The sequence below is a fragment of the Mesorhizobium sp. P160927 genome (genome assembly GCF_057766385.1).
Genome location: NZ_JBYMDW010000001.1, coordinates 3553953 through 3580035, shown reverse-complemented (window position 1 = coordinate 3580035; position 26083 = coordinate 3553953). Strand labels below are relative to the sequence as shown.

Here is a 26083-nt window from a genome sequence, read left to right as displayed (position 1 = left end):
AATGTAACTATCAACCTTCCGTTTTTCCCGGATGCGGACAATGGACATTCTCGAGCTCGAAAGCTTTCTGCCCTACCGGCTGTATCGTCTTTCAGACGCCGTCAGCCGCGAATTTTCGAAAGTCTATAAGGACCGCCACGGCCTGACCCGGCCCGAATGGCGCACGTTATCGGGGTTGGGACAGCGCGGCACGATGACCGCGACGGAACTTGGCGAGCAGTCGGCCATGCATAAGACCAAGGTCTCGCGCGCCGTGGCCGAGTTAGAACGGCGGCGCTGGCTGGTACGAACACCTGACGAGAACGACCGCCGCGTCGAGCACTTGACGCTTACCAACGCCGGGCTTGCAGCCTATCGCGAGATGGTGCCGCTGGCGCAGAGTTTCGAGCGGGAACTGCTGGCGAAACTTGGCGTGGACGAACGTGCGGCGATTGTGCGTGGGGTGGCGGCGCTTGAGAGGGCATTGGAAGCAAAGTAGCGCCGAAAGAATGGGGATGTGCTGGCGGGACAGCGCCCCCTCTGTCCTGACGCAAATCTATCCCGTAATTTGATCTCCCCACTTGAGGGGGAGATGTCCGGCAGGACAGAGGGGGGCGCCTCGCGCAAACGTTTCACCGGATGGCGCTATACCGCCGTTACCAGTCCATCACCACCTTGCCCGAACTGCCACTGCGCATCGCATCGAACCCAACCTGATAATCGTCGATGCCAATCCGATGCGTGATAAGCCCACTCACATCCAGCGGACCCTGTACCAGCGCGATCATCTTGTACCAGGTCTCGAACATTTCGCGGCCGTAGATGCCCTTGAGATGCAGCATCTTGAAGATGACCTTGTTCCAGTCGATCTCGAAGCCGGTGGGCGCAATGCCCAGAATGGCGATCTTGCCGCCATTGTTCATGGTATCGATCATGTCGCGGAAGGCGGGGGCCGCGCCCGACATTTCGAGGCCGACGTCAAAACCCTCGGTCATGCCGAGCACCGGCATGACATCGCGCAGCTTCTCCTTCGAGGCGTCGACAACATGCTGGACGCCAAGCTTCTTGGCCAGCGCCAGCCGCACCGGGTTGATGTCGGTGATGACAACCTTGCGTGCGCCGACGCACTGCGCCACCAGCGCGCCCATGATGCCGATCGGCCCGGCGCCGGTGACCAGCACATCCTCGCCGACCAGGTCGAAGGACAATGCCGTATGGACCGCGTTGCCCAGGGGATCGAATATCGCGGCAATCTCGTCCGGCACGTCGTCGGGGATCGGCACCACATTGTGCTGGGGAATGGCCAGGTACTCGCCGAAGGCACCGGGACGGTTGACGCCGACGCCGAGCGTGTTGCGGCACAGATGCCCCCTGCCCGCGCGGCAGTTGCGGCAGTGGCCGCAGACGATGTGTCCCTCGCCCGACACGCGCTGGCCGACCTTGTATTCGGTGACCGCGGCACCAAAGTCGGCGACCGTGCCGACGAATTCGTGGCCGGTAACCATCGGCACGGGAACCGTCTTTTGCGCCCACTGGTCCCAGTTGTAGATGTGGACGTCGGTGCCGCAGATCGCGGTCTTCTTGACCTTGATCAGCACATCGTTCGGGCCAATCTCCGGCACCGGAACCTCTTCCATCCAGATGCCCGGTTCGGCCTTGGCCTTCACCAGCGCCTTCATCATGTTCGACATTCTTTTGTCCCTTGAATCTCTTGATCCGGAATCGCTTTTCGCTACCGGCCCTTCAGGAAATCACGCCCAATTGCCTGCCGACCGCGCCGAACGCTTCCACGGCCCGGTCGATGTCGGTGCTGGAGTGCGCCGCCGACATCTGGGTGCGGATGCGCGCCTGGCCTTTCGGCACCACGGGGAATGAGAATCCGATGACGTAGATGCCACGCTTCAGCATGCGCGCCGCCATCTCCTGCGCCAACGTGGCATCGCCCAGCATTACCGGGATGATCGGATGATCGGCCCCAGCCAGCGTGAAGCCAAGCTTGCCCATCTGGGACCTGAACCGGGCCGCATTGGCATATAGGCGCTCGCGCAATCCGTCGCCATTGCGGATCAGCTCGAACACCTTGATCGAGGCGCCGGCGATCGCCGGCATCAGCGTGTTGGAAAAGAGATAGGGCCGCGAGCGCTGGCGCAGCCAGTCGACCACCTGCTTCTTGCCCGAGGTGTAGCCGCCGGAAGCGCCGCCGAGCGCCTTGCCGAGCGTGCCGGTGATGATGTCAACCCTGCCCTCGACACCGCAATGCTCGGGCGAACCGCGCCCATTTCCGCCGACGAAGCCGACCGCATGGCTGTCATCCACCATGACCATGGCGTCGTATTTCTCGGCCAGATCGCAGACGCCGGAGAGATTGGCGATGATGCCATCCATGGAAAACACGCCGTCGGTGGCGATCAGCCGGAAGCGGCAATCCTTGGCTTCCTTCAGGCGTGCCTCGAGATCGGCCATGTCGTTGTTGGCATAGCGGAAGCGTTTGGCCTTCGACAGTCTGACGCCGTCGATGATCGAGGCGTGGTTCAGCGCATCCGAGATGATTGCGTCTTCCTCGCCAAGCAGCGTCTCGAACAGGCCGCCATTGGCGTCGAAGCAAGAGCCGTAGAGGATGGTGTCTTCCAAGCCGAGGAAAGAGGAGATCGTCGTCTCGAGCTGCTTGTGTTCTTCCTGGGTCCCGCAGATGAAGCGTACCGAGGCCATGCCGTAGCCGTAGCGGTCGAGCGCCTGCGTGGCCGCCGCACGCAGTTCCGCGCTGTCGGCAAGGCCGAGATAGTTGTTGGCGCAGAAGTTCAGCACTTTCTCCCCGCCGACCTCGATCTCAGCCGACTGCATCGAGGAAATCACCCGCTCGGACTTGTAGAGCCCGGCGGATTTCAACCCTGCAAGCTCGTTGTCGATATGGGAGAGAAATGCTGCGGTCATGATCGGGCCCCGTTTGACGTCGGCAGACTGTCGTCCCGCCCGCACAAAAAATCCATCGCAAAAGCGACCGGATCAGGTGGCCCGGCAGCATCAGCTGGGACGCCATGGAGATCGTTCAACCGCCACGCAAGAACGCTCGGGCCGACGAATACATAAATGCCGGCCTGCGGCGAAAGGAGGCGATAACCATTTCGCGATCTTTGGCCCTTTCCCCCTTGCGGACCGGTTGTCGATTTCCAGTCCTGTTAACGTTTGCAGTCCAATGGTGCTCGCATAGATCCGTTGGCGAGAGGACCGCCCCCGAACATGTCTCAGCAGCCGGTGCAAACCGTTTCAGGCAGGCTCATACTGCTGATCAAGGCTGGCTACTGGCTGGCGCTGCTGATCATTGCCGCCATGGTCGCGGCCTCCTTCGTTCTGCTGCAGCAGACGATGGCCACGCAGCAGCACAATCACACCTTGCTCGACATCGTCGGCACGCAGAAGACGCTGTCGCAGCGCATCGTTTTCCTTGCCAGCGCGACGGGCGCCGCCTCGCGCGACAAGCAGCCGGCGCTGGTCAGCGCGCTGAAGCAGGCCACGGCGGAGTTCGAGACGAACTACGATCTGCTGCTCAAGCAAACGGGCGCGGATCCGCAATCGCCGGCCAAGCTCGATGCGAAGTCGATCGAGAGCGTGCTTTTCACCAAACCCTTCCATCTCGACTATTTCTCGGTTGGCCTGATCGCCAATGGCGACCGGCTGGTGTCTGCACTGGAATCGCAGCTCAACCTTGGCGACAATGGCGGCTACAAGGGCGGCGCCGAACGCGTCAATCTCGATGCGTCGGTCGCCAATGCCACGCTGTCGGGCTATGCCGCGCTCGGCCAGCGCATCAGCGCCGATGCCGACGAGCGCTCGGAAAAGCTGCTCTCCCTCCACCGCACGCTGTTCTACGCCACACTCGGCGTCATCCTGCTGGTGGCGCTGTTCATCTTCAGGCCGATGTCCAACGCGATCCTGCGCAAGACGCGTGAGTTGGTCGACGCCCGCAATTCAATGGCCTTCATCGCGGTGCATGACGGCCTGACCGGCCTGCACAACCGCACCTTCCTCACCGACCATTTCGAGACGCTGATCAAGGGCGCGCATCGCCGGCGCGAGCGCCTGGCCGTAGTTCAGCTCGACCTCGACCGCTTCAAGCAGATCAACGATACGCTGGGTCACGCCGCCGGCGACTATGTCCTGGTCGTGACGGCACAGCGAATGCGCGATTCCTGCCGCGCTTCGGATCTGTGCGCGCGGCTCGGCGGCGACGAATTCGTGATGATCCTCAACGGAGCCGGCAGCACCGAGGACATCAACATGCTGGCACGGCGCATCCTGGTGCACATCAACGAGCCGATCGTGTTCCAGGGCACCACCATTCTCCCGGGCGCCAGCGGCGGCATCGCGGTCTATCCGATCGATGCCGACAATGCGCAGGACCTGCTCGTCCATGCCGATCTGGCGCTCTACTCCGCCAAGAAAATGGGGGGCGGCAACTTCTCTTTCTTCTCGGAGGAGCTGCGCCGCGAACTCGACTACCGCAAGCAGCTCGAACATGACATCAAGATCGCCATTTCCGAAAAGGCGTTCCAGGTCTATTTCCAGCCGCAGGTCTCGCTGACCGACGGCTCCATCAGCGGCATCGAAGCGCTCGTGCGCTGGAACCATCCCGAGCGGGGCATGATCTCGCCGGGCGAATTCATCCCGGTCGCCGAGAAATGCGGCTTCATGCCGGAGATCGGCCGCATCGTGATCGGCAAGGCGATCAATGAGGCCGCCGAGTGGAATCGTGCCGGGATTGCCTTCGGCCGGCTTGCGGTCAATGTCTCGGGCACCGAGTTGCGCGAGCATGATTTCGATGCGTTTCTGTTCGAGACGCTGGAGAAAGCCGGACTGCCGCCGCAGAAACTGTCGCTGGAAATCGTCGAATCCGTCATTCTGGACGACGAGAAGACCGGCATCGCGGCGAAGCTGCGTCATATCAGGGCGGCCGGCGTGCATCTGGAGCTCGATGATTTCGGCACCGGCTATGCTTCGCTCAGCCACGTCAATCCCAACGAGATCGACCGGCTCAAGATCGACCGTCGCTTCGTGCAAAACATCCACGAGAATGGCGACAACTCCAAGATCGTGCGCGCCATCACCGAACTTGCCCGGGGGCTGGGCATCTCCATCGTCGCCGAGGGTGCGGAAACCGAAGCGGAACTCGACTCGCTGATGGCGATCGGCTGCGACCAGGTGCAGGGTTATTCCATCGCCTTCCCGATGCCGCATGACAAGGCGCTCGAATGGCTGACCGCCCGCACGCCGAAGAAAGCCAGGCTGACGGTATTGCAGGGATGCCTGGCGTAACCCGGCCAGGTTTCAGGACGGCTTTGACGGCACGACAAAATTGACCAGCCTGATCGCCGCGCTGAAACTACGCCACTATACGTTTGGAACAATCCAGAGCTATGACGACTGAGGCATCAGGCCGGCATTCCTAGCTCTCTACATTCTTCCGCAACGCCGCGAGCACCTGGGCAAATTCCGCCAGACGCTCGTCGGACAGTCCTTTGCGAAGCCGCTTGTCGAAGACGAGTGCCGCTTGCCGCAACGTCTCGAACAGCGCTTCTCCCGTCTCCGTCAATTCGACCAGGTGGACCCGGCGGTTGACGGGATCGCGCCGCCGCGTCAGCAGGCCCTGCGCCTCCATTGCGTTGAGATGATGGGTCAGCGTCGCACCCTGGATGCCGATCATGCCGGCGAGTTCGCGCTGATTGGCAAGCTCGCTCGACTTGACGGACAGCAGTGTGAGCCAGACCGGCAATGTGCCGCCTGCTTCAACCAAGGCAGCGTCGAATGCTTGTGCGACAAGCTTGGCGGTGCGGCCGAGATTCATGCCGACCGGCGGGCGGTCAAATGGTGTCATGATCTGACAGTAGAGCAAGCAGTGGGAATGTGAAACTTGGCTTCATGATTGACATCTAACCGTTAGATATCTAATTTTGCTTTATCGGTGGCATTGCAACATGGTTGCGGCGCGTAGGCGGTGGGCGAATGAGAGGAATGCGGTCATGCAATACGTTTATATCGCTGTCATCGGCCTGCACGTCATGGCCGGCGTCTTCTGGGCCGGCACGACCATCGCGGTTGGCCGCGATCCGGACATCCGGGCAGAGCGGTTCTTCCGGCCGCAAATGGGCGCGGCCGGTTTGGCTTTCCTGACCGGTTTCCTGCTCTGGTATTTCTTTCATGAGGGTGCTTTCGGCTCGATGGAAAAGGTACTGGCGCTCGGAATTTTGACGGCGCTGATCGCCGCCGGCGTGCAAGGCGCGCTGGTGGGCTCCGCCAGCAGGCAGCTTGCCGGCGCCGATGCCGCGAGCCAAACGGAGCTGCGCGCGAAAATGACCAGGGGCGAACGCATCGCCGGCGGGCTGCTGGTCATCACCGTGCTTTGCATGGCGACCGCCAAGATGTTTTAGAATCGCACGGCCGGTGAAAGCCGATCATGCGCGGCGCGCAACGGACCAGAGCGGCAGATGGCTCTCCTTGCAAAGGCCGTTGCGCGCCACCTGATCGTGATCAAATCCTGATCCCGAACCTGATCCCGTCATAGATGGCGGCGTGGATGTTGCGCGAGGCAACGGCGTCGCCGATGCGCAAGAGCACGAAGCCGCCATCCACGTTGCGCTTGGGAAAAATGTCGCCGCCATTGACCAGACGCTCATAGTCGACCGCACCACCGTTCTTCGACAGCGGTTTCAGCGAAAGATACAGATCGTCGAGCGGCGCCGTGCCGTGCTCGACCACCACCTGATCGACCCTGCGCTCTCCGCGCCAGCCATCGGCGAAATCCGAAGCGAGTTCCGCGATCAGTTGATTGCCCTCACGCCGCACCGAGCGCAGGCGGGTATTGATGGTGACCGTGACGCCCTTTTCCTGGAAGGCCCTGACATAGGGTACGTGGTTCATGCCGCCCATTTCGGGGGCGAAGAAGCGTTCCGGCGAAACCAGTTCCAGCTTCGAGCCGCTGTTGGCAATCAGTTCGGCCGCGCCCATGCCCTGATGGCCGCCATTGTCGTCGTAGAGCAACACATTCTCGGCCGACTTGACGCTGCCGGCCATGATGTCCCAGCTCGAGGTGACGAGATTGTCGCCGGAGGCCAGCGGCGGGTTCTGCGGCAGGCCACCGGTGGCGATCACCACGACATCGGGCGCCAGCGCCAGAACATCGTTCTGTTCCGCCCAGGTGTCGTAGCGGATCTCGACGCCGAGCCGGGCGAGTTCGGCCAGTCGCCAGTCGATGATGCCGATCAATTCCTTGCGGCGCGGGTTCTGGGTCGCCAGACGCACCTGGCCGCCCGCTTGTGATGATGCCTCGAGGATCGTCACTTGATGACCGCGCTCGGCTGCGACGCGCGCCGCCTCCAGCCCACCAGCGCCGGCGCCGACGACCACCACTTTCCGCTTAGGCCCTTCCGTCTTGACAATGATGTGCGGGATATCCGCCTCGCGGCCGGTCGCCGCATTGTGAACGCACAGCGCCTCGCCGCCTTCATAGATGCGGTCGAGACAATAGGTAGCGCCGACACAGGGACGTATCTCGTGCTCGCGGCCCTCCATCACCTTCTTGATGATGTGCGGATCGGCGATGTGGGCGCGTGTCATGCCGACCATGTCGAGCTTGCCGGTGGCGATCGCATGGCGCGCGGTGGCGACGTCGGAAATGCGCGCCGCGTGGAAGGTCGGGAATTTCGTCGCCGCCCTTACCTCACCGGCGAAATCGAGATGCGGCGAAGACCGCATGCCGGTCACCGGAATGACCTTGGTGAGCGCCGCGTCGGTCTCGATCGAGCCCCGGATGATGTTGAGGAAATCGAGCTTGCCGGAGCCGGCCAGCCGCCTGGCGATCTCGACGCCCTCCTCCTTCGACAGGCCTTTGTCGAAATCTTCGTCGGCGACCATGCGGATGCCGACGACGAATTTGTCGCCGACCGCCGTCCGCACCGCATCGAGCACCATGTTGGTGAAGCGCAGGCGGTTGTCGAGCGGACCGCCATACTCGTCATCGCGATGATTGGTGGCAGGCGACCAGAAGCCGTCCATCAGATGGCCGTAGGATTCGAACTCGATGCCGTCGAGCCCGGCCGCCTGGCAGCGCTGGGCGGCCGATGCATAGTCGGCGACGATGCGCTCGATATCCCACTCCTCGATGGTCTTGGGGAAAGCGCGATGCGCCGGCTCGCGCACCGGCGAAGCCGAGAGCACCGGCAGCCAGTCGGCCTTGTTCCAACCCGTGCGGCGGCCAAGATGGGTGATCTGGATCATCACCTTGCAGTCGTGCTCGTGGCAGGCATCGGTGAGTTCAGCCAGCCACGGCACGATGCGGTCGTCATAGACGTGCAGATTGCCGAAGGCAGCCGGGCTGTCGCGCGAAACGATGGCCGAGCCCGCGGTCATGGTCAGCGCCATGCCGCCCTTGGCCTTTTCGGCATGGTAGAGCCGGTAGCGCTCCTTCGGCATGCCGTCCTCCGAGTAAGCCGGCTCGTGACTGGTCGACATCACCCGGTTCTTCAGCGTCAAATGCTTGAGCTGGTAGGGTTGGAGAAGCGGGTCGTTGCTGGTCATCGTCTTCCTGCCGTTTTAATTTGTGCTAATGAGCGGCAAATCCAAGGGAAACCGCACATGATCGATACCAAAAATCTCACCCAGCTCGGCACGCAGGTCGAGACGCCACAGAGCCCCGAAGCCGCGGTCCTGGAAACCGTGCCGTTTTCGCGCGGCGACGGACCACCGGCGATTGTGCGCTTTACCTGCCCGGAATTCACCTCGCTCTGCCCGGTGACCGGACAGCCGGATTTCGCCCATATCGTCATCGACTACGCACCTGATGCCGCCCTGGTGGAATCGAAGTCGCTCAAGCTGTTCATGACCTCGTTTCGCAACCATGGCGCCTTCCATGAAGACTGCACGGTGATGATCGGACGTCGCATCGTGGCCGCGACCAAGCCGCTCTGGTTGCGCATAGGCGGCTATTGGTATCCGCGCGGCGGCATTCCGATCGACGTGTTCTGGCAGACCGGCGCTCCGCCCGAAGGCGCCTGGCTGCCGGATACCGGCGTGGCTCCCTATCGCGGGCGCGGCTAGTTCGGCCATCATTCGCACTGGTACTGGCTGAGCGCCCATTCGCCGGTCACCGACAAAAGGTCCGATATCTTCCATTCGCCATCGACCTTCTTGAACTTCCATTCGAGGCGGTGCGGGTTACCGGCGACGACGAAGGCGACGATCACCTTGGCCTGGTCGCCGTTGATCGCTTCGAGCGTCTTCAGGCTCTTGTCGATCTCGGCCTTGTCGTAGTCCGCATTGTCGAGCGCCATGTTGGGATCCAGGCACTCGCCTTGCCCGGATTTGCGCAAGGCGTCGCTTTTGTCGAGCACGGTTTTCGCCGGATCGATGAAATGGCCGCGCTGAGCCGGATCGACCTCCAGGCCGACCTGATCGTAGAACGGCCGCACCACCGCTGTCGGCGACCCCGGCTGGATTGGAGCGGCAGGCTCGCTCGGCGGCCATGCGACGGGTGGCGTCGGCGGCCCCGCGGCGCCGCCAGGCGTGGTTGCCTGCGGCGTCACGCTGTCGGGCGCGGTCCCGGCCGGAGCTTTTGCCGGCGGCGCGCCCAACAGCCCCTGAGCAGCTGCGCCGTTCAAGCCCGCCGCCAGCAGGCACATGGCCGAGAACAAAAGAAGCGTGCGACCGGCCATCCCATCACTCCGGATCTTGGCCCGCCATGCACTCGAGCTGGCTCAGCGTCCAGTCGCTGGTCTTCGATGCAATGTCCGATATCTTCCACTTGCCGTCGACCTTCTTCAGCGACCAGTGCATTTCGCGCTGCGAATCGTCTCCTTCCGGAAAAAGACTGAAACTCGCAATCACCTGCGCCGTGTCGCCCTCCACCGTTTCGGACAGCTTCAATGTCCTGGAAAGGGCCTTCTGGTCGAAATCCTGCGCGTCGAGGCCGGGGTCGAAGTCGATACAGGCGACCTGGTCCGGATTCTTCTTGGTCGCCTGGTCGTTGAGGTCGAACAGTTTCGTCACCGGCTCGGTGAAGCGATCGCGGTATTGCGCGTCGGCCTCGAACTTGACCTGCGGGACATAGAAGAACTTCACGGCGTCGGACGCCGGGCCGGCCAATGCCGCGGCTGGTGCGGCAATCGACAGGATGGCAGCGAGCAGCAGTTTCATGGATTTCCCCGAATGTTTGGCTGCGGAAAGCAATCAATATCACGCATCGTGCATATCGGCTTTTTTGCGGCCCATGAAGCCTCCGGGCGGCGCGTCTGCTTGCATAGATCAAATCCAACGATCCTTAGTCTCCGAAAGTGGCGATCGGCGCGTTGAGTTGGGAGCGCTCAGGCTTGACACCGAGCCCTGGGATCTGCGGGACGCGTATATGCCCGTTCTCGATCACGATCGGGTTTGCGGGATCTGTATGCCCTTCGATGTACTCCTGGGCGATCCAGGCTCCCTCAAAACGTCTCGGCTCGACGGTAGCGGCGAGGTGGACGCATGCCGCGGCGATGACGTCTCCGCCCCAGGCATCGTCGCAGCTGTGCGGAAGAGATCGTATCGCACACAGGTCGCGGACCGTGGCCATTTTGGTGAGACCACCAAGACGAGTGACCTTCAATCCGAATCCGTCCGCGATCCCTGACGAAACTGCCCGAAGCACGGCATTCAAATCCTCGGTACTCTCATCGAGATAGATCGGATGCGTAACGCGTCCTTTGAGACCAGCGACTTCCTCCATGGTGTTGCAAGGCTGTTCGAACGCGAACGGGATTGCCTGGCAAAGCCGATCGATGTGCAGCGCCGCGGCAGCGGTCAGACCGCGATTGGCGTCGACGGCTATCCGAGCCTTGAAGCCAACCGCCTCCCATACTTTGTGCACAGTGGCGACATCTTGTTCGAGATCCCGCCCGCCGATCTTGATCTGAAGCCGTGGATATCCGGCATTGACCTTGTCGGCGGCAATACGCGCGGTCTCGTCCGGAGCACCGACGGTCGTCGAGTAGTATGACGGCACGCGATCGGTGAGCGCACCGCCGAGAAGTGTTGAAACAGGGACGCCCAGCCGCTGGCCGGCGAGGTCGAGGAGAGCTATGTCCAAGGCCGCCTTGGCATAGTTGTGACCGTTCAGCCGTTCGTCCATTCGTTTGGCGAGGCGGCGCATGGACGCTGTGTCCTCGCCCATGAGTCCCGGCGCTATTTCAGCAATTGCCGCTCTCGCGCCCAGAGCATGCTGAGGTTGATAAACAGGGCCGATCGGGCAAGTCTCACCCCACCCTGACAGTCCATCCTCAGTGGTGACTTCAACCAGCGTGCTGTCCAAATTCTGCACGGTGTCGCTGGCCATCCGGTAGGCGCCGCCTTTAACAGGCAGAAGCACCTGATAGACCTTGATCGCCCTGATACGCATTCAGACATTAGCCCCGTTCATGCCTTGCCTGGTATGGCACCTTTCGCGATGGTCAAAGACCAAGCGCCACCTTGCGCCCGTCATGAATGGCAAAGGCCGCCTGTCTGGAGGCGGTGCAATCGCCGATGGAGGTATGCGCAATTCCGCGCCTTTCGAGCTCGATGGAGAGGCTGTCCCGCGCCATGCTGGTTGCGGCGAAGACCAAAGCGTCGGCCTCGACCTGCTGCTCGGTCCCGTCGAGCAGCGAAGCGATCCTGGCCGCCCTGCCGTCCCAATGAACGACGGCGCTCTCGGTCACAAACCGCACCTTCAGCTTGGCGAGTGCCCGTCGCAGCGGCGCATCGACGGCCATTCGCTGAAGCTCTTTGCCGACCAGGGCGTCCGGTGTCACAAGCGTCACATTGTGACCATCCTCGGCGAGTTTCCAGGCGGTGCCGCAGCCCTTCCAATTGCCGCCATCGTCCAGCAAGAGAACATTTTTTCCCGGCCTCGCCTCGCGCGCCATCACCGCTTCGGCCGAGAGCACCGGACCGCCGCCCGGAATGCTCTCCCAGTGCGGCAAGGCCCGCTGGAAAGCGCCGTCCGGCGGCATCGACCCGGTCGCGACGATCACGTGATCGGCGCCTTCGCGCTCGACATCGTCAGCTTCGACATACTGCCCGTAGCGGATGTCGACCTGGAGCTGGCCGAGCTGGCGCTCGTACCAGTCGATCAGGTCCAGAATCTGGGCACGGCGCGGCTGCAGTCCGGCAAGACGGAACTGCCCCCCAAGGCGGTCGGATGCCTCGGCTAGCGTGACGCGATGGCCGCGCTCGGCGGCGGCGCGCGCCGCTTCGAGACCGGCCGCGCCGCCACCGACGACCAGTACGCGCTTCGGCTGGCCGGCCGGAGCAAAGCGGTCGCCGCCCCACTCCCATTCCCGCCCCGCGGAAGGATTGATGACGCAGCTGATCCAGTAGTCACGGCTGCGCCGGCCCCAGCACATCTGGTTGCAGGACAGGCAGCCTCGAATGTCCTGCGGCCGGCCGGCGGCAGCCTTTGCAGCCAGATGCGGATCGGCGATCTGCCCACGCACGATGGAAACGAGATCGGCGTGGCCTTCGCTCAGCACGCTCTCGGCGTTCTCGGGCGTGCGGATATGGCTCTCGGCGGTGATCAACGCGTGGCGCACGGTGGATTTCAGCACGGACGCCAGGTCGGCACCGAGCTTTTCCGGATAAACAAAGGTCGGCATGATCTTGTAGAAATCGAAGTAGGAACCCGTCCCGCAAGTGACATAGTCCATCAAGGCGTCGCGGTCGTGGAGGTCGATGATCTCGGCCAGCGCTTCGCGCTTCAGCGCCACTTCGACTTCGGGCTCATCAGTGATTGCCAGACCGATGATGAAATCATCGCCGCATTCCCGGCGAATCCTGGTCATCACCTCACGGCTCATCCGGGTGCGATTTTCGAGGCTGCCGCCCCATCGGTCGTCCCGGCGGTTCGACCAGGGTGTCCAGAACTGGTCCAGCATCGAATGGTACGCCGCCCAGACCTCGACGCCGTCGAAGCCGGCCTCGTGGCAACGGCGCGCGGCCTGGACAAAGCCGTCGATCGTTTCTTCGATCTCGGCTTCGGACATCCGATGCGAACCGTCGGAATCGTGGTAGCTCGGCAGGCCCGACGGCGACCAACCGGGGTGAAACGAGTTGTCCGCGTCCGCGTGCTGACCGACATGATAGAGCTGCTGGATGGCGACGGCGCCGTTACCGCGGATCGCCTCCGTCACCTTGCGAAAATGCGGGATGACGCGGTCATCGGAAGGGCTGAAATTGCCACGGGTAAGCACGGCGGCCTGATGCACGGGCATCGGCTCGACCACGATCATGCCGGCGCCGCCGATGGCGCGTTCCGCGTAGTAGCCGACATGGCGTTCGGTCGGCAGCCCGTTCTCGGCCATGTTCGCCGTATGGGCTCCAAACACGATCCTGTTGCGCAATGTTTTGCCACGCAAGGTGGCCGGCTCGAACAAACGTTTGAAGACCCGGCCGGGCATGCAAATTCTCTCCCCATCGGCTGCATTGCGCCGGCGCAAGGGAACGCCGGCGCTGTGTGGCTGAACCTCTGGCGTCAGGCGTCCAGCCAGACGTTCTGGAGGTCCATTTCGAAGGTCTGGTGGACGCCGTAGTTCTTTACCCTCTTGTTCGTGTGACTGTAGAGCTTCTGCCAGAACGGCTGGATGATGACGCCGGAGTCCTGCAGGATCTGCTCGACATCCTTCATCACCTCCTTGCGCTTGGCGACGTCGATCAGCGACAGCGCCTGCTTGAGCTTGGCGTCGAAATCGGGATTGGAATAGGCCGTTTCGTTCCAGGCCTCGCCGGTGCGATATCCCAGCGCCAGCACCTGGACACCGAGCGGGCGCATGTACCAGATGGTCATCGAATAGGGATATTTGGTCCAGTCGTTCCAGAAGGTCGAGCCCGGCAGCACCGTGCGCTTGACCTTGATGCCGGCGTCACGCAGCTGGCCGGCGATCGCGTCGCCGGTGTTCTTCTGCCAGTCGTCCTCGATGGTGATCAGCTCGTGCTCGAAGTCGGCCTGCCCGGCGTCCGCCATCAGCTTCTTGGCGCCGGCGGCGTCGCGCTCCTTCTTGGGCAGGGCATAATATTCGGGATGGATCGGGCTGACATGGTGGTTCTCGCCGACCGTGCCGCGGCCGTTGTAGCCGAGCTGCAGCACCGCGTTGTTGTCGACCGCCATCTGCAGCGCATTGCGAACCCGCTGATCGTCGTAGGGCTTGTGCGTGATGTTGGTGCGGGCAACCAGCGTGGTGGCGGTCGCGACCTCCGACTTCTGCAGCCCCATCTTGTCGAGAATGTCGATGAAGTCGGCGGGCGACTCGAAGTTGAGGTCGATTTCACCGGAATCGAACGCGTTCACAGTGGCGTTGAAATCGGTGCCGTAGTCGATGAATTCGATGCCGTCGAGCGGCGCCTCGCCGCCCCACCATTTGCCGTTCTCGCGGCGCTTGACCACCGCCTTCTGGCCGACGTCGTAAGAGACCAGTTCGAACGCTCCCGTGCCGATCGGCTTCTTGATCGGATCGGCGCCATCGGCGTCGAAATTGCGGTGCACGACGAGCGCCGGATAATCGGTGAAATTGGGAATGAGCGAAATATCGGGCTCGCTGAGCTTCAGCTTGACCGTGTTGTCGTCGACCTTGGTGATGGCGCCGTCCCTGGCCTTGCCGGTCTTGGCATCGATCAGCGCACCGACGCGGGCCGCCATCGAGTTGCCGGCGACGCCCTTCTCGCACCAGCGCGTCACATTGTGGACCACGTCATCGGCGCCGAAGGCATCGCCATTGTTCCAGGTGACGCCCTTGCGCACATGCAGCGTGTATTCGGTGGCGTCGTCGTTGATGTCCCAGCTTTCGAGCAGCACCGGCTCGAAGGTGAATTGCTTGGTGTAGCGCACCAGAGGCTCCAGCCAGCTGCGCGAGATGTTGGCCAGTTCCACCCAGTCGTAAGTGCGCGGATCCTTCTGCGCTTTCACCGCCATCGAGATGTGCAGCGTCCCGCCCTTCTTCGGTTCCTCGGCCACAGCTTGCGTCGGCGCGAGGCCGATCATGCCATAGGCAAATGCCGTTGACGCACCAAGCGCGCTGGCCAGCGCCAGGAACTCGCGCCGGTCCATGCGACCCGCCTTCGCTTCCGCTGCCATCGCTTCGATTGCGGGCGGCACACGGTCGCCGTTGCTTCTGAAAATCGTCATGTCATTCTCCCCTTGTTGTTCCCGTGAGGTCTTTGCCTGCTTTTTTCAACTGACGCTGTCAGGCAGTTGTTCCTCGCGCCGCGCGATCAGATCCTTGAGACCGTCGGCGATGCCCTCGTCGAGTTTCGGCTCCTCATAGTCGGCGAGCATGTTGCGCGCCTTCTCGCGGCCGCGCGTGTCATGGTCCTTCGCCCCTTCCGCCTTCCATTGTTCGTAGGAGTTGAAATCCATGATGCTAGGCATGAAGAAAGCCTTCTCGAAATGCTCTAGCGTGTGCTGGGTGCCGAGGAAATGGCCCTGCGGCCCGACCTCGCGGATCGCCGCCATCGCTTCCTTGAAATCGTCGAAAGGCAGGCCGCCGGCATATTTGTACCAGCCGACAAGCTGTTCGCAGTCGGTGGCGAATTTCGAGTAACCGCAGGTGAGACCCGCTTCCAGCCATCCGGCCGAATGCCAGATGTAGTTGGCGCCGGCGAGGATGGCCGCATGCATCAGCATGTTCGCCTCGTAGCCAGCCTGGGCATCGTTGAGCTTCGAGCCGACATGAAAGCCCGACGTGCGCCACGGCAGTTTGTATTTCCGCGCCAGCGCACCCATCAAGTACATCATCTGGGCGGCCTCCGGCGTGCCGCCCATGGGAGCGCCGGTCTTCATGTCGACCGTGACCATGAACTGGCCGTAGATCTGGGGCGAACCGGGACGGATGAGCTGGGTCAGGGCCACGCCCGCGAGCGCCTCGGCATTGACTTGGGCCACCGCGCCGACGGCCGACGCCGCGGTCGAGGCGCCGCAGAGCGCGAACGGCGCCAGGATCAGCGGCTGGTTGTGGCTTGCATAGACCCGCATCGCATCGATCATGGTGGCGTCCCAGACCAGCGGCGAATTGCAGTTGGTGATCGCCACCAGCACCGGGTTCTCACGGACGAACTCCTCGCCGAAGACGATTGCAGCCATCGCCATCGTGTCCTCGGCGCGCTCCTTCGAGGTCACGATGCCCATGAACGGCTTGTCGGAATGTTTCAGCGCCGAATGGATGATGTGCAGATGCCGCTTCGGCACGGCGATTTCCATCGGCTCGCAGATGACCGAACTCGAGGAATGCAGCGCCGGCGCCATATAGGCAAGCTTGTGGAAATTGTTGAGGTCGGCAAGCGTGCCGTAGCGCCTGTTGTTGTCGAGGTCGCGTATGTACGGCGCGCCATACATGGGCACGAAGATCGAGTTCTTGCCGCCAACGCGGACCGTGCGCTCGGGATTGCGTGCATTGAGCGTGAATTCCGATGGAACTTTCGAGACGAGCTCCATCAGAAGCGCGCGGTCGATGCGCACGCGCGTTTCCCTGACATCGGCGCCAGCCGCATTCCAGAGCTCGATGGCTCCGTCGTCGCGGAATTCGCACCCCACTTCTTCGAGTATCTTGAGCGATTCCTCGTGGATCAGTTCCACCGCCTCATCGGGAACGATCTCATAGACCGGAATCTGGCGCACCAGGGTCGGGAACGAGGCAATCGGCGCGCTCCTCATCGCCTTGCGCCCGAGACGGCCACCACCACGGCGATGGGTTTGCTCGGTCAATTCAGCGGCCGGCGCGTTCATGGAGCCTCCATCCCTTCGATCCCGGTCAACTTAGCGAGGTGAAATTCGACTGTGACGCTGGAAAATCCTGATCTCTTGTATAAGCTGAGCTTATGCGAAGCCTGCGCCATCTCTTGCCCTCCGCCGGCAGCCTTGTCGTCTTCGAAGCCGCCGGCCGGTTGTCGAGTTTCACCGCCGCCGGGCGCGAGCTCGGCATGACGCAGGCCGCGGTCTCCTATGCCGTGCGCGGGTTGGAAGAACAGCTTGGCGCCACGCTATTCCAGCGCCGCCACCGCCAGGTCAGCCTGACCGAGGCCGGCGAGCGCTTCCATGCCGACGTCTCGCTCGGCCTTTCCCACATCCGGAAGTCGGCGGAGGACCTGCGTCTGCAGGCGACTGGCGGCCATGTGACGCTCGCCGCCTCGACGGCCTTCGGCTCGTTCTGGATGATGCCGCGCCTGCAGCGGTTCCGCGACGAACTGCCGGGCATCGATCTGCGCATCCAGACCGGCGACCGAGATCTCGACATCATCGCGGAAGGCATTCCGCTCGCCGTGCGCGGAGGCGTGCCACGCGACTGGCCGGACTACCACTCGCTATCGCTCTCCGACGAAGAGATCTTTCCGGTCGCGGGTCCCAGCTATCTGACGAAATTCGGCCAGCCGGAGACCGTGGAGCAATTGGCGACACACCGCCTCATTCATCTTGAGGAGCCCTATCGCGAGGCCCCGAACTGGGACGAATGGTTCCGGTCGGCCGGAACCAGCCTCCGCAATGCGGAGCGTGGCTTGCGCATCAATGACTATGCGATCGTGATCCAGGCGGTCATGGAAGGGCAAGGCATCGCGCTCGGCTGGCGCCACCTTGTCGAACGGCTGCTGTCGACCGGACTGCTGGTGCCGGTGACGGATCACGTCATGAAGACGGGCACCGCTTTCTACGTCGTCTGGCCGAAGAACCGCGAGCTCAGCGACAATGCGCGCAAGGTAAGGGATTGGCTGCTGGCGCAAGCGTAAATGCGTCGGCGCAATCCGGCGCATGACCGGATTGCGTTCGCGTGCTGAAAGAGATCAGACCGAGCCGTCGTTCTTCAGCCCGAGCACGTCGATTTTGTCGATAGTCGGGAGGCCGACGAACAGCGCTTCGGCGTTGGCCATCAGTGCCTTGGCAATCTCGCCGGTGAGATGCGCCTGGCGTCCTGTCTCATCATGAAAGGCATCGAAGACGCCAAAGACGCTTGGCGAAAGCCGAAGGGCGAACCAGATCGGCGTCTTCGCCTCCTGGTTGGCCATCCGCAATCCCTCGCTCAGGAATGCGGCGACGTCCTTCTCCTTGCCGGGCTTGGCCTCGAAACGTGCGAACAGCGCGAGCTTGATCATCTCAATCCTCCTGTTGGTATTCGTGCGGCCGAACCGGCCGTCGATTTCAAGCCTCGCAGGAATGGCGTGAAAATCGTATTGGCAAAAATGACATCTTTGATATAATTCTTGCCATGAACATTTCCGTGCTTGTTCTCGATGGCGCCTTTGACACCGGCCTCGCTACGGTGCTCGACGTTTTCGGCACCGCCAACGAACTGGCGGGCCTGCTGCCGGAGCCGCCCGCCCGCTTCAGCACAACCATTGTCGGCGTCAGGGACAGGGTGCTGACGGCGCAAGGCCTGCAGGTTCCGATGTCGGCAATCGGCAGTGAGCCGGCGCCGGACTGGCTTCTCATTCCGGCACTCGGCCAGAAGATGCCTGATCCGCTCGGCAAGGCGCTGCTCAGGCCGGATGTCGCGGAGGCGGTCGTGGCCTTGCGTGACGCGGCCAAAGCCGGCGCGCGCATTGGTGCTGCCTGCATCGGTACGTTTGTGCTGGCAGAGACCGGCCTGCTCGATGGGCGGCCGTCGACCACAACCTGGTGGCTGGCGCCGATGTTCCGGCAACGTTACCCGCAAGTGCGGCTCGATGCTTCGCGAATGCTGATCAATGATGGGCAGTTAGCAACCGCGGGTGCGGCGCTCGGCCATATCGATCTCGCTTTGATGGTGATCCGCCAGACCAGTCCCGAGCTCGCCGCGCTGACTGCGAAATACCTCATCGTCGACAGCCGGCCGTTGCAATCGGCCTATGCAATCTCCGACCACCTCGCCCATTCGAACCCGCTGGTAGAACGTTTCGAGCGCTGGGCGCGCGGCCATCTCGCCGCCGGTTTCAATCTCGACGAAGCGGCGGCGGCGCTGGGTGCCAGCAAGCGGACGCTGTCGCGGCGGGTCAACGACGTACTTGGCAAGACGCCGCTATCCTATTTCCAGGATCTGCGCGTCGAGCAGGCTGTGCATTTGTTGAAGACCACATCCGATAGTGTCGATGAGATTGCCGCCAAGGTCGGCTACGGCGACGGGGTGACGTTGCGCAATCTGTTGCGTCGGCGGCTTCGCAAGGGCGTGCGCGAAATCCGCGCTGCAAACTGATCCACCCTGGCAATTCTCCCCTCCCGCACGAGACGAATCCGCCTATAGTACCCCCATGCCCATCCGCCAGCTTTCCGAAACGATGATCAACCAGATCGCCGCCGGCGAAGTCATCGAGCGTCCGGCGAGCGTGGTCAAGGAACTGGTCGAGAATGCGCTAGATGCCGGGGCCAGCAAGGTAGAAGTCGTCACATCGGGTGGCGGGCTGAACCTGATCCGCGTCACCGATGACGGCCTTGGCATTCCCGAACAGGAACTGGCGCTGGCCATTGCACGTCACTGCACCTCCAAGCTCACCGAGGACATCAACGACATCCGCTCGCTCGGCTTTCGCGGCGAAGCGTTGCCATCGATCGGCTCGGTGTCGCGGCTGTCGATCCGCTCGCGCACGGCCTCGGGCGACAGCGCGGCCGAGATCGGCATCGAGGGCGGCCGCATCCTGCCCGTCAGGCCGGCGGCGGCCAATCGCGGCACGACCGTCGAGGTGCGCGACCTGTTCTTCGCCACACCGGCACGGCTGAAATTCATGAAGGGCGAACGCGCCGAAAGCTCGGCCATCAGCGACATCGTCAAGCGCATCGCCATCGCCTTTCCCACGGTGCGTTTCACGATGGCCGGTTCCGACCGCACGACGCTGGAACTGCCGGCCACCGAGGATAGCGCGGACGGCAGCCTGCGCCGGGTCGCGCAGGTGATGGGCGCCGACTTTCCCGACAATTCCATTGCCATCGACGCGATGCGCGAAGGCGTGCACCTGACCGGCCATGTGTCGATCCCCTCCTTCACCCGCGCCAACGCATTGCAGCAATATGCCTATGTCAATGGCCGCCCGGTGCGCGACAAGCTGATCGCCGGAGCGATCCGCGGCGCCTTCGCCGACGTCCTGCCGCGCGACCGCCATGCGGTGACGGTACTGTTTGTTTCGCTCGATCCGGCCATCGTCGACGTCAACGTCCATCCGGCCAAGGCCGATGTCCGCTTCCGCGATCCGGGCCTCGTGCGCGGGCTGATCGTCGGCGCGATCCGGCAAGCATTGGCCGATGCCGGCATCCGCTCGGCCACCACCGGTGCCGCTGGGATGATGGCAGCGTTCCGGCCGGGCAGCCCGTCCTATGCGCATCCCGGCCCGGCCAACGGCCATCGCAGCTACGACGCGGCCTATCGCGCTTCAGGCGCCGCCGGCTTCGATCCCAGGCGCTCGCCGCAGCGTCCGCTCGACATGCAATTCGACAGCCCGGGCTTTGAACGCACCGGCGCCAGACAGGGCGGATTTCGCGAAAATGAGCAAGCCGCGTTCGATGCCGGCTCGCTTGCCACCGCCGATGCGCGCGCCGGGCAGAGCGAGGCAGCGGAGACGCTGCTCGGCGCGGTGCTGGGGGCCGCGCGCGCGCAGGTGCATGAGAACTATATCGTCGCCCAGACCAACGATTCGCTCATCATCGTCGACCAGCACGCAGCCCATGAGCGGCTGGTTTATGAGGCGCTGAAGAACGCGCTGCACGCGCGGCCGGTGCCGTCACAGATGCTGCTCCTGCCCGAGATTATCGATCTGCCGGAGGAGGACGCCGAACGGCTGGCCATGCATTCCGAAACGCTCGCCCGCTTCGGCCTCGGCATCGAGCGTTTCGGACCGGGTGCGGTTGCCGTGCGCGAGACGCCGTCGATGCTCGGCGAGACCAACGTCCAGCAATTGGTCCGCGACCTTGCCGACGAGATTGCCGACAACGACACGGTCGAGACGCTCAAGCAACGGCTGGACAAGATCGCCGCCACCATGGCCTGCCATGGCTCGGTGCGCTCCGGGCGGCTGCTCAAGGCCGAGGAGATGAACGCGCTGCTGCGCCAGATGGAAGCAACGCCGGGATCCGGCACCTGCAACCATGGCCGCCCGACCTATATCGAGCTCAAGCTGGCCGATATCGAAAGGCTGTTCGGGCGGCGCTGAAGCGCTGCCCGGCGGCCAGCCCTCATTTCCTGCATTGATATTTCCCCGTCCGTCCATTGAAGACGTAATCGACCGCGGTTCCGGCGCCACCGCCTCGAAAATTCACGGAAATGACGTCCTTGCCTCGCTCCACCCATCTCTCGACGTTCATGTAGATGGTCGTCATCAGCATGCCGGCACTGCACACGTCGTCATCGGGGAAGGTAATTTCCTGGACAACCCTGCGGCTGCTCTTTTTGATGACACGCATTTTTTCCATGCAAAGGCCGGCGCTGGTATCTGTGTAAATTCCCGAAAACCTGTCGGTGGCTGTCTGCGCCCAGAAGGAAATCTCGACAGTGCCATCGGTCTTCGCATCGCCGGTGTCATCCAGGCTCGCTACTTTCGTGAGGGTGACGGGATATCTGTCCGTGCCCTTGCTCCAGCTTCCGGTCACAGCGTTTCCATTGAGGTCGAGGGAGAATGGGCAGCTTGTGGTATCGACAGCGGGTCTCGGCCCCTGCACCATTATCCGATAGAATTCGTTGTCGTCCGAGATCTCGCAAAGCACGAACTTGGTGCCGCTGACCGTGCCATACAGCGCAATCGGGCTTTGCTTCGCGTCGTAGAAGTAGCTTCCATCGACCTTTGGCGCGCTGCCCAAGCTATCATATGTCTGTATGGAGAAATGGATGGGAGACGGGCCGAGGAAACCCTCGTAGTTTTCCACGTGGTACCAACCCGCGACGGCTTTCGCGTTAAGCAGCAACAAGCAAACGACCGTTGAGATAAAACGTCTTCCCATCCCGACCTCGCAGCGCCCCGCGTCGACCATCCGCCAAGACTGCGTGACAGTTGCCTTGCCTTGCGGCAGCCGTCAACTGGCGATGAGATCAGTGGTTCCCGGTACGAGTCAGGGAAACATCGCAAGCTTTTGAATCAGCGTTTCAAATTCACCACGATGACACCGCCCAGCGCCAGCGCGCCGCCGAGGATGCCGAGCAGCGTCGGCACCTCGCCCAGCCAGAAGAAGCCGATCAGGGCCGACATCGGCGAGACCAGATAGAGGAAGTTCGAGGCACGCGCCGCCGGCAGGCGCGACAGGGCCGTTGCCCAGGCCGCATAGGCGATCAGGCTCGGCACGATGCCGAGATAGATGACTGCGCCGAGGCCGGCGGTGTCGGCGACAGCGGCCTGCTGGAGAGCGGCGGGCAGGAAGGGCGCCAGGCAGAGCGCGCCGAGCACCATGTTGGACGCCGCGATCGTCAGCGGATGATGACGGGCAAACAGCGGCTTCTGGACGATGGTGTTGACGGCCGAGCAGAGGGCCGAGCCAAGCACCAGCAGCGCCCCGGCATTGAAATGAAGCCCGTGCCCGTCGGCGACGGCGATGATGCCGATGCCGCCGAAGGAGATGACCGTACCGATCCAGGCCAGGCCCGAGAAGCGCTCGCCGAGCAGCGCCATTGCCATGATGGCGGTAAAGATGGGACTGACATTGATGATGAAGCCGGCGGCTCCGGCCGATACGGTCAGTTCGCCGAAATTGAGCATCGCCGTGTAGAGCGCGACGAAAATGGCGCCGCCAAAGGCGAAGCGCCAGAGATCGCCGATCCTGGGCAATGCCGGACGCTTGACGGCTAGGAAGATCGCAGCCGGCACGGCGGCTATGGCAAAGCGCAGGGCGCCAAGCTCCAGCGGCTGAAAGGCGGCGAGCCCGGCCCGGATTGCGGGGAAGGCCGAGGCCCAGCCGATCACGGTCAGCGCCACTGCGATGGCGGCCGTGGTGTCCATCCGCTGTGTCGAATTCAATGTGCCTGTCGTCGTGCTCATCCCAGTGCCTCGGATTCTTCAGGTCTCGGGAGCAGGAAACGCCTTTCCAGGTTAATTGACAAACGACCAAATCGAGGGTCACCTGTGAGCATGGATCACAGCTCGAACAGCATGCTGCCTTTGGAGACGTTGCGCGCTTTCGACGCGGCGGCGCGCACGGGGAGCTTCTCGGCCGCCGCCGAAAAACTCAACCTCACGCATGGCGCGGTCAGCCGGCAGGTCGCCAAACTCGAGGACTGGCTTGGCCTGAAGGTTTTCGAGCGCGGCGCGCGTGGCGTTACGCTGACCAACGAAGGCAATCGCCTGCATCTCAGGACCACCGAAGCCTTCGCGCTGATCTCGGTCAATTCCGACCGGTGGGTGGAGCCGCGCGGCACCGCTGTGGTGCGCCTGGCCTCCATTCCTTCGGTGAGCGGCCTGTGGCTGATGCCGCGCATGGCGGCGCTGGAGAACGACCCCACCCGCCTGCGCATCGTGCTCGATGTCGACAACCGCCAGGCCGATCTGGCCGACGAAGGCATCGACCTGTCGGTGCGCTGCGGTCGCGGCCGCATCCCGGGCCGGGTCTCGGTGCAACTGTTCGAAGAATATCTCTTCCCGATCGCCTCGCCGGGCCTCGCACGGGAGATCGGCAGCGGCGATCCGGCCCGGTTGCTCAAATTCCCGCTGATCAACGATTCCGACGCTTCGGGCTGGCGCGCATGGTTGGCCGCGCAGGACATGGACTACCGGCCGCGCCCGCAAGATCGGCGTTTCGAGGATTACAATCTGGTGCTCGATGCAGCGGCTCATGGCCTCGGCATCGCGCTGGCGCGGCCGCCGCTCACCGAGCACCAGATACAGTCCGGCCGCCTCGTCGCGGTTGACGGTCGCACCGCGCTCAATCCCGTTTCCTACTGGCTGGATCGTCCGATTGGCCGGCCGCGCGCGGCCGCCGCGGATCTCGCCAGGCGCATTGCCGAACAGGCCGGGCTTGCTTCGGCAAGGCTGGAAGCTTTCCTGCAGGATGACGATTAGGCGCTGACGTATCTCGGAGACATGCGTGACGGCCGCTGTCGGATCGTGATACTCGCCTAGACTAACGGAACAGCAAAAGCACGATCGTGGTGGTTGCGGCGGAGACGATGGCCGTTACGATCGATATCGTCCACAGCGACGAAGGAACTGGCTCGGATCGGGGAGCATGGCCCGCCGGACGGATGGAGGCGCCGCGCGGTTGCGGCGCGTTGGCGTTGGCCGCGACCAACACCGCGGCGGCAGAGACGACCGGCGAGAATGTGGTCGGGGCCGGCGCCGCCGCCAGTTTCGGGGTACTGTCGTTGGCCGTTATCCGCGGCGGGGCCAGGCCGCGCGAAGCCTGATCGGCGTCCGGCCCTGCCCCACCCGTCGAGGCTTGTGCCAATGCATGGTGGGTGGCGTCAGGTTCCATGACGGCCCGGTAGGCATCCTCGATCTCGGGGGAAGACAGGCGTTGCGACGTTTGACCGGCCGACCGCGGTAGCGAGCCTTGCAGCGCCTGGGCGGCGAACTGCGCCGATTGCACGATCGCGGGCGCCTGCGGCTGGACGAGCGCCTTGACCAGAGCCGCGGTCGCGGGATCGGCCTTGGGCGAAGGCACCGGCTCGGGAATGAGCGCTTCTTTCAGCAAAGACGTCATACTGGCATTGGCGATGTCCATGGCGCTTCCTGACAACCATTGTGCCGAACCGCAATAGTATATGAGCATTGCGCCAAGCTTGACCTTGCCCACGATTTATGGCGATTGAATCCCGATGAACTCAAGTGCCGTTGCATGATGAACCGTTTCGAAGGCCCGGGCAGCAAGGAAGCCCGCATCCGCTATCTCGATGGCGATTTCCAGGTCACCAGCCCGGGCTCGTTCGTGCGCTGCGCCGTGACGGGCGAAAGCATCCCGTTGGACGAGCTGAAATACTGGAGCGTCGCCAGGCAGGAGCCCTACGTGAACGCCACCGCATCGCTGCGCCGCGAAATCGAGGTGCATCCGGAGTTGCGCAAACGGAGTTAGAGCGGCTCGGCGTTTGATAGAATTTGACCGCTCTCCTTCTTTGTTTATGCAATTCCGGACGGAAAACCGCTACGCACTCTTCCTGGAATAGCTTTAGTTTCTCAGCTTGCGCTGCCGCCAGGCATCGAGCGTTTCCCCGATGATCCGTTCGGGCATGTGATCAAGCTCGAACACCGTGTCGATTTCCAGCACGTCGAGACGGTCGAGAAAGTCCTGCGGAGCGTTGTGACGCAGCCGGACGGCGTCCTTGGCGGTGGTGATCAGGCCAAGGCCTTCGGCGCGTGCCGTCGCGGCCAGTTCGGTAAGCTCGTCCTCGGCGTAGAAGTGATGGTCCGGAAAGGGCCTGGGCAGCACCACTTCGCCCCCGGCGTCACGCACCGTGTCGAAGAACTTTTCGGGATGCCCGATGCCGGCAAAGGCCAGGAACTGCTTGCCGGCAAGCCCGGCCGTGCTTCTCGGCTCCGTGTGGGCCTCGAAGATCGGCCGGCCGGCACGCGCGGCTCGGCGGACCACGGCGTCGGCGGCCGTGCCCTCGCCCATCTTCAGCAGCCCGCTGGTGAAGACCAACTGGTCGACGATCTTGGCCCTGAGCGGACCGCCCGGGATGACGCGGCCATTGCCGATCCCGTAGCGGGCATCGACCACGACCAGCGCATAATCGATGTGGATGCGCGCGCTCTGGAAGCCGTCGTCCATGATCAGGAAATCGCAACCGTGTTTTTCCAGCAGCAGCCGGGCGCCGGCGGCACGGTTCGGCGTCACCGCCACCGGGGCATGTTCGGCCAGCAGCAGCGGTTCGTCGCCGACATGCCTGGCGCTGTCATGGCTGGCATTGACGACATGCGGCTCGGCGAAGGAACCGCCGTGGCCGCGCGACAGGAACCCGGGCTTCAGATGCATGCGCTTGGCCTGTTGGGCGAGTGCGATCGCCACCGGTGTCTTGCCGGTGCCGCCGACGGTGAAATTGCCGACGCACAGAACCGGCGCCTGGATCTTCTCGCGCCGGGCCCGCCGCATGCCGCGACCGGCGACCAGCGCGTAGACAGCCGATAACGGCGACAGCGCTAGGACCTTCCAGTCCGGCTCTTCCCACCAGAATGGCGGTGCTTCGGAGGCCAT

At 63.2% G+C, this 26083-nt stretch carries 24 protein-coding genes; 9 read left to right on the top strand and 15 right to left on the bottom strand.

From position 1 onward, the window contains the following. Positions 1-40: 40 nt before the first annotated feature. Positions 41-478, top strand: coding sequence for a MarR family winged helix-turn-helix transcriptional regulator (locus tag AC3CB8_RS17340; protein ID WP_023773357.1), 438 nt, complete (start codon positions 41-43; stop codon positions 476-478). A gap of 157 nt (positions 479-635) precedes the next feature. Here AC3CB8_RS17340 and tdh read toward each other — a convergent pair whose 3' ends face one another. Beyond that, positions 636-1670 carry an L-threonine 3-dehydrogenase gene (gene tdh, locus AC3CB8_RS17335; RefSeq protein WP_023773358.1) on the bottom strand — a complete coding sequence of 345 codons (1035 nt, stop codon included), beginning with the start codon at positions 1668-1670 and terminating at the stop codon, positions 636-638. Between the two features lie 52 nt (positions 1671-1722). Further along, on the bottom strand, positions 1723-2910 hold the full coding sequence (locus AC3CB8_RS17330) for a glycine C-acetyltransferase (RefSeq protein WP_023773359.1): 1188 nt from the start codon (positions 2908-2910) through the stop codon (positions 1723-1725). A gap of 306 nt (positions 2911-3216) precedes the next feature. On the opposite strand from AC3CB8_RS17330, the gene AC3CB8_RS17325 reads away from it, so the two are divergent. Then, positions 3217-5289, top strand: coding sequence for a putative bifunctional diguanylate cyclase/phosphodiesterase (locus AC3CB8_RS17325; protein ID WP_352563055.1), 2073 nt, complete (start codon positions 3217-3219; stop codon positions 5287-5289). A gap of 130 nt (positions 5290-5419) precedes the next feature. Here AC3CB8_RS17325 and AC3CB8_RS17320 read toward each other — a convergent pair whose 3' ends face one another. Next, a complete protein-coding gene (locus AC3CB8_RS17320) occupies positions 5420-5848 on the bottom strand; it encodes a MarR family winged helix-turn-helix transcriptional regulator (protein WP_015318329.1) in 429 nt (142 codons plus the stop codon). A gap of 145 nt (positions 5849-5993) precedes the next feature. Here AC3CB8_RS17320 and AC3CB8_RS17315 point away from each other — a divergent pair, with 145 nt between their 5' ends. Then, positions 5994-6401: a hypothetical protein gene (locus tag AC3CB8_RS17315; protein WP_023773361.1), complete on the top strand. Its 408-nt coding sequence runs from the start codon at positions 5994-5996 to the stop codon at positions 6399-6401. Between the two features lie 100 nt (positions 6402-6501). Here the strand turns inward: AC3CB8_RS17315 and AC3CB8_RS17310 are convergent, their stop codons facing one another. Then, positions 6502-8547 carry an oxidoreductase gene (locus AC3CB8_RS17310; protein ID WP_352550404.1) on the bottom strand — a complete coding sequence of 682 codons (2046 nt, stop codon included), beginning with the start codon at positions 8545-8547 and terminating at the stop codon, positions 6502-6504. Positions 8548-8604: 57 nt separating this feature from the next. On the opposite strand from AC3CB8_RS17310, the gene queF reads away from it, so the two are divergent. Further along, entirely contained in the window at positions 8605-9066 is a 462-nt protein-coding gene (gene queF, locus AC3CB8_RS17305) for a preQ(1) synthase (RefSeq protein ID WP_023773362.1), read from the top strand. Positions 9067-9074: 8 nt separating this feature from the next. Here the strand turns inward: queF and AC3CB8_RS17300 are convergent, their stop codons facing one another. The 6 genes from AC3CB8_RS17300 to AC3CB8_RS17275 form a co-directional block, all read right to left on the bottom strand. Next, entirely contained in the window at positions 9075-9680 is a 606-nt protein-coding gene (locus tag AC3CB8_RS17300; protein WP_352550403.1) for a hypothetical protein, read from the bottom strand. Between the two features lie 4 nt (positions 9681-9684). Continuing rightward, on the bottom strand, positions 9685-10161 hold the full coding sequence (locus AC3CB8_RS17295) for a DUF3828 domain-containing protein (RefSeq protein WP_023774516.1): 477 nt from the start codon (positions 10159-10161) through the stop codon (positions 9685-9687). Positions 10162-10285: 124 nt separating this feature from the next. Next, positions 10286-11395, bottom strand: coding sequence for a mandelate racemase/muconate lactonizing enzyme family protein (locus AC3CB8_RS17290; protein ID WP_352563054.1), 1110 nt, complete (start codon positions 11393-11395; stop codon positions 10286-10288). A 52-nt stretch (positions 11396-11447) separates the two neighbouring features. Then, positions 11448-13430: an oxidoreductase gene (locus AC3CB8_RS17285; protein ID WP_352563053.1), complete on the bottom strand. Its 1983-nt coding sequence runs from the start codon at positions 13428-13430 to the stop codon at positions 11448-11450. A gap of 74 nt (positions 13431-13504) precedes the next feature. Next, the gene (locus tag AC3CB8_RS17280) at positions 13505-15151 is read right to left on the bottom strand and encodes an ABC transporter substrate-binding protein (RefSeq protein ID WP_352563052.1); all 1647 of its coding nucleotides are present in this window, start codon (positions 15149-15151) and stop codon (positions 13505-13507) included. 45 nt (positions 15152-15196) lie between these two features. Continuing rightward, entirely contained in the window at positions 15197-16747 is a 1551-nt protein-coding gene (locus AC3CB8_RS17275; RefSeq protein WP_352726508.1) for a trimethylamine methyltransferase family protein, read from the bottom strand. A gap of 92 nt (positions 16748-16839) precedes the next feature. Here AC3CB8_RS17275 and AC3CB8_RS17270 point away from each other — a divergent pair, with 92 nt between their 5' ends. Beyond that, positions 16840-17742, top strand: a complete 903-nt coding sequence (locus AC3CB8_RS17270) for a LysR substrate-binding domain-containing protein (RefSeq protein WP_023774521.1) — start codon at positions 16840-16842, stop codon at positions 17740-17742. A gap of 54 nt (positions 17743-17796) precedes the next feature. Here AC3CB8_RS17270 and AC3CB8_RS17265 read toward each other — a convergent pair whose 3' ends face one another. Then, complete coding sequence (locus AC3CB8_RS17265) at positions 17797-18105, bottom strand: putative quinol monooxygenase (protein WP_352563051.1); 309 nt, start codon at positions 18103-18105, stop codon at positions 17797-17799. A 113-nt stretch (positions 18106-18218) separates the two neighbouring features. Here AC3CB8_RS17265 and AC3CB8_RS17260 point away from each other — a divergent pair, with 113 nt between their 5' ends. Together AC3CB8_RS17260 and mutL are read left to right on the top strand one after the other, a co-directional pair. After that, on the top strand, positions 18219-19181 hold the full coding sequence (locus tag AC3CB8_RS17260) for a GlxA family transcriptional regulator (RefSeq protein ID WP_352726510.1): 963 nt from the start codon (positions 18219-18221) through the stop codon (positions 19179-19181). A gap of 55 nt (positions 19182-19236) precedes the next feature. After that, a complete protein-coding gene (gene mutL, locus AC3CB8_RS17255) occupies positions 19237-21126 on the top strand; it encodes a DNA mismatch repair endonuclease MutL (protein ID WP_023774524.1) in 1890 nt (629 codons plus the stop codon). Positions 21127-21148: 22 nt separating this feature from the next. Here the strand turns inward: mutL and AC3CB8_RS17250 are convergent, their stop codons facing one another. After that, the gene (locus tag AC3CB8_RS17250; protein ID WP_023774525.1) at positions 21149-21940 is read right to left on the bottom strand and encodes a hypothetical protein; all 792 of its coding nucleotides are present in this window, start codon (positions 21938-21940) and stop codon (positions 21149-21151) included. Between the two features lie 104 nt (positions 21941-22044). After that, positions 22045-22938, bottom strand: a complete 894-nt coding sequence (locus tag AC3CB8_RS17245; protein WP_023795561.1) for a DMT family transporter — start codon at positions 22936-22938, stop codon at positions 22045-22047. A 90-nt stretch (positions 22939-23028) separates the two neighbouring features. Between AC3CB8_RS17245 and AC3CB8_RS17240 the strand changes: the two genes are divergently transcribed. Next, complete coding sequence (locus AC3CB8_RS17240) at positions 23029-23955, top strand: LysR substrate-binding domain-containing protein (protein ID WP_023795560.1); 927 nt, start codon at positions 23029-23031, stop codon at positions 23953-23955. Positions 23956-24016: 61 nt separating this feature from the next. Here the strand turns inward: AC3CB8_RS17240 and AC3CB8_RS17235 are convergent, their stop codons facing one another. Continuing rightward, positions 24017-24616 (bottom strand): hypothetical protein, encoded by a 600-nt coding sequence (locus AC3CB8_RS17235; protein ID WP_023795559.1) that lies wholly within the window; start codon positions 24614-24616, stop codon positions 24017-24019. 114 nt (positions 24617-24730) lie between these two features. Here AC3CB8_RS17235 and AC3CB8_RS17230 point away from each other — a divergent pair, with 114 nt between their 5' ends. After that, positions 24731-24964, top strand: coding sequence for a DUF2093 domain-containing protein (locus tag AC3CB8_RS17230; protein ID WP_023774529.1), 234 nt, complete (start codon positions 24731-24733; stop codon positions 24962-24964). Positions 24965-25057: 93 nt separating this feature from the next. Here AC3CB8_RS17230 and lpxK read toward each other — a convergent pair whose 3' ends face one another. Further along, positions 25058-26083 carry a tetraacyldisaccharide 4'-kinase gene (lpxK, locus tag AC3CB8_RS17225; RefSeq protein WP_352550394.1) on the bottom strand — a complete coding sequence of 342 codons (1026 nt, stop codon included), beginning with the start codon at positions 26081-26083 and terminating at the stop codon, positions 25058-25060.

What these genes read in the sequence shown, in the direction of transcription:
- AC3CB8_RS17340 (WP_023773357.1), top strand. Translation starts at nt 41, where the DNA reads ATGGACATTCTCGAGCTCGAAAGCTTTCTGCCCTACCGGCTGTATCGT.
- tdh (WP_023773358.1), bottom strand. Translation starts at nt 1,670, where the DNA reads ATGTCGAACATGATGAAGGCGCTGGTGAAGGCCAAGGCCGAACCGGGC.
- AC3CB8_RS17330 (WP_023773359.1), bottom strand. Translation starts at nt 2,910, where the DNA reads ATGACCGCAGCATTTCTCTCCCATATCGACAACGAGCTTGCAGGGTTG.
- AC3CB8_RS17325 (WP_352563055.1), top strand. Translation starts at nt 3,217, where the DNA reads ATGTCTCAGCAGCCGGTGCAAACCGTTTCAGGCAGGCTCATACTGCTG.
- AC3CB8_RS17320 (WP_015318329.1), bottom strand. Translation starts at nt 5,848, where the DNA reads ATGACACCATTTGACCGCCCGCCGGTCGGCATGAATCTCGGCCGCACC.
- AC3CB8_RS17315 (WP_023773361.1), top strand. Translation starts at nt 5,994, where the DNA reads ATGCAATACGTTTATATCGCTGTCATCGGCCTGCACGTCATGGCCGGC.
- AC3CB8_RS17310 (WP_352550404.1), bottom strand. Translation starts at nt 8,547, where the DNA reads ATGACCAGCAACGACCCGCTTCTCCAACCCTACCAGCTCAAGCATTTG.
- queF (WP_023773362.1), top strand. Translation starts at nt 8,605, where the DNA reads ATGATCGATACCAAAAATCTCACCCAGCTCGGCACGCAGGTCGAGACG.
- AC3CB8_RS17300 (WP_352550403.1), bottom strand. Translation starts at nt 9,680, where the DNA reads ATGGCCGGTCGCACGCTTCTTTTGTTCTCGGCCATGTGCCTGCTGGCG.
- AC3CB8_RS17295 (WP_023774516.1), bottom strand. Translation starts at nt 10,161, where the DNA reads ATGAAACTGCTGCTCGCTGCCATCCTGTCGATTGCCGCACCAGCCGCG.
- AC3CB8_RS17290 (WP_352563054.1), bottom strand. Translation starts at nt 11,395, where the DNA reads ATGCGTATCAGGGCGATCAAGGTCTATCAGGTGCTTCTGCCTGTTAAA.
- AC3CB8_RS17285 (WP_352563053.1), bottom strand. Translation starts at nt 13,430, where the DNA reads ATGCCCGGCCGGGTCTTCAAACGTTTGTTCGAGCCGGCCACCTTGCGT.
- AC3CB8_RS17280 (WP_352563052.1), bottom strand. Translation starts at nt 15,151, where the DNA reads ATGACGATTTTCAGAAGCAACGGCGACCGTGTGCCGCCCGCAATCGAA.
- AC3CB8_RS17275 (WP_352726508.1), bottom strand. Translation starts at nt 16,747, where the DNA reads ATGAACGCGCCGGCCGCTGAATTGACCGAGCAAACCCATCGCCGTGGT.
- AC3CB8_RS17270 (WP_023774521.1), top strand. Translation starts at nt 16,840, where the DNA reads ATGCGAAGCCTGCGCCATCTCTTGCCCTCCGCCGGCAGCCTTGTCGTC.
- AC3CB8_RS17265 (WP_352563051.1), bottom strand. Translation starts at nt 18,105, where the DNA reads ATGATCAAGCTCGCGCTGTTCGCACGTTTCGAGGCCAAGCCCGGCAAG.
- AC3CB8_RS17260 (WP_352726510.1), top strand. Translation starts at nt 18,219, where the DNA reads ATGAACATTTCCGTGCTTGTTCTCGATGGCGCCTTTGACACCGGCCTC.
- mutL (WP_023774524.1), top strand. Translation starts at nt 19,237, where the DNA reads ATGCCCATCCGCCAGCTTTCCGAAACGATGATCAACCAGATCGCCGCC.
- AC3CB8_RS17250 (WP_023774525.1), bottom strand. Translation starts at nt 21,940, where the DNA reads ATGGTCGACGCGGGGCGCTGCGAGGTCGGGATGGGAAGACGTTTTATC.
- AC3CB8_RS17245 (WP_023795561.1), bottom strand. Translation starts at nt 22,938, where the DNA reads ATGAGCACGACGACAGGCACATTGAATTCGACACAGCGGATGGACACC.
- AC3CB8_RS17240 (WP_023795560.1), top strand. Translation starts at nt 23,029, where the DNA reads ATGGATCACAGCTCGAACAGCATGCTGCCTTTGGAGACGTTGCGCGCT.
- AC3CB8_RS17235 (WP_023795559.1), bottom strand. Translation starts at nt 24,616, where the DNA reads ATGGACATCGCCAATGCCAGTATGACGTCTTTGCTGAAAGAAGCGCTC.
- AC3CB8_RS17230 (WP_023774529.1), top strand. Translation starts at nt 24,731, where the DNA reads ATGATGAACCGTTTCGAAGGCCCGGGCAGCAAGGAAGCCCGCATCCGC.
- lpxK (WP_352550394.1), bottom strand. Translation starts at nt 26,083, where the DNA reads ATGGCCTCCGAAGCACCGCCATTCTGGTGGGAAGAGCCGGACTGGAAG.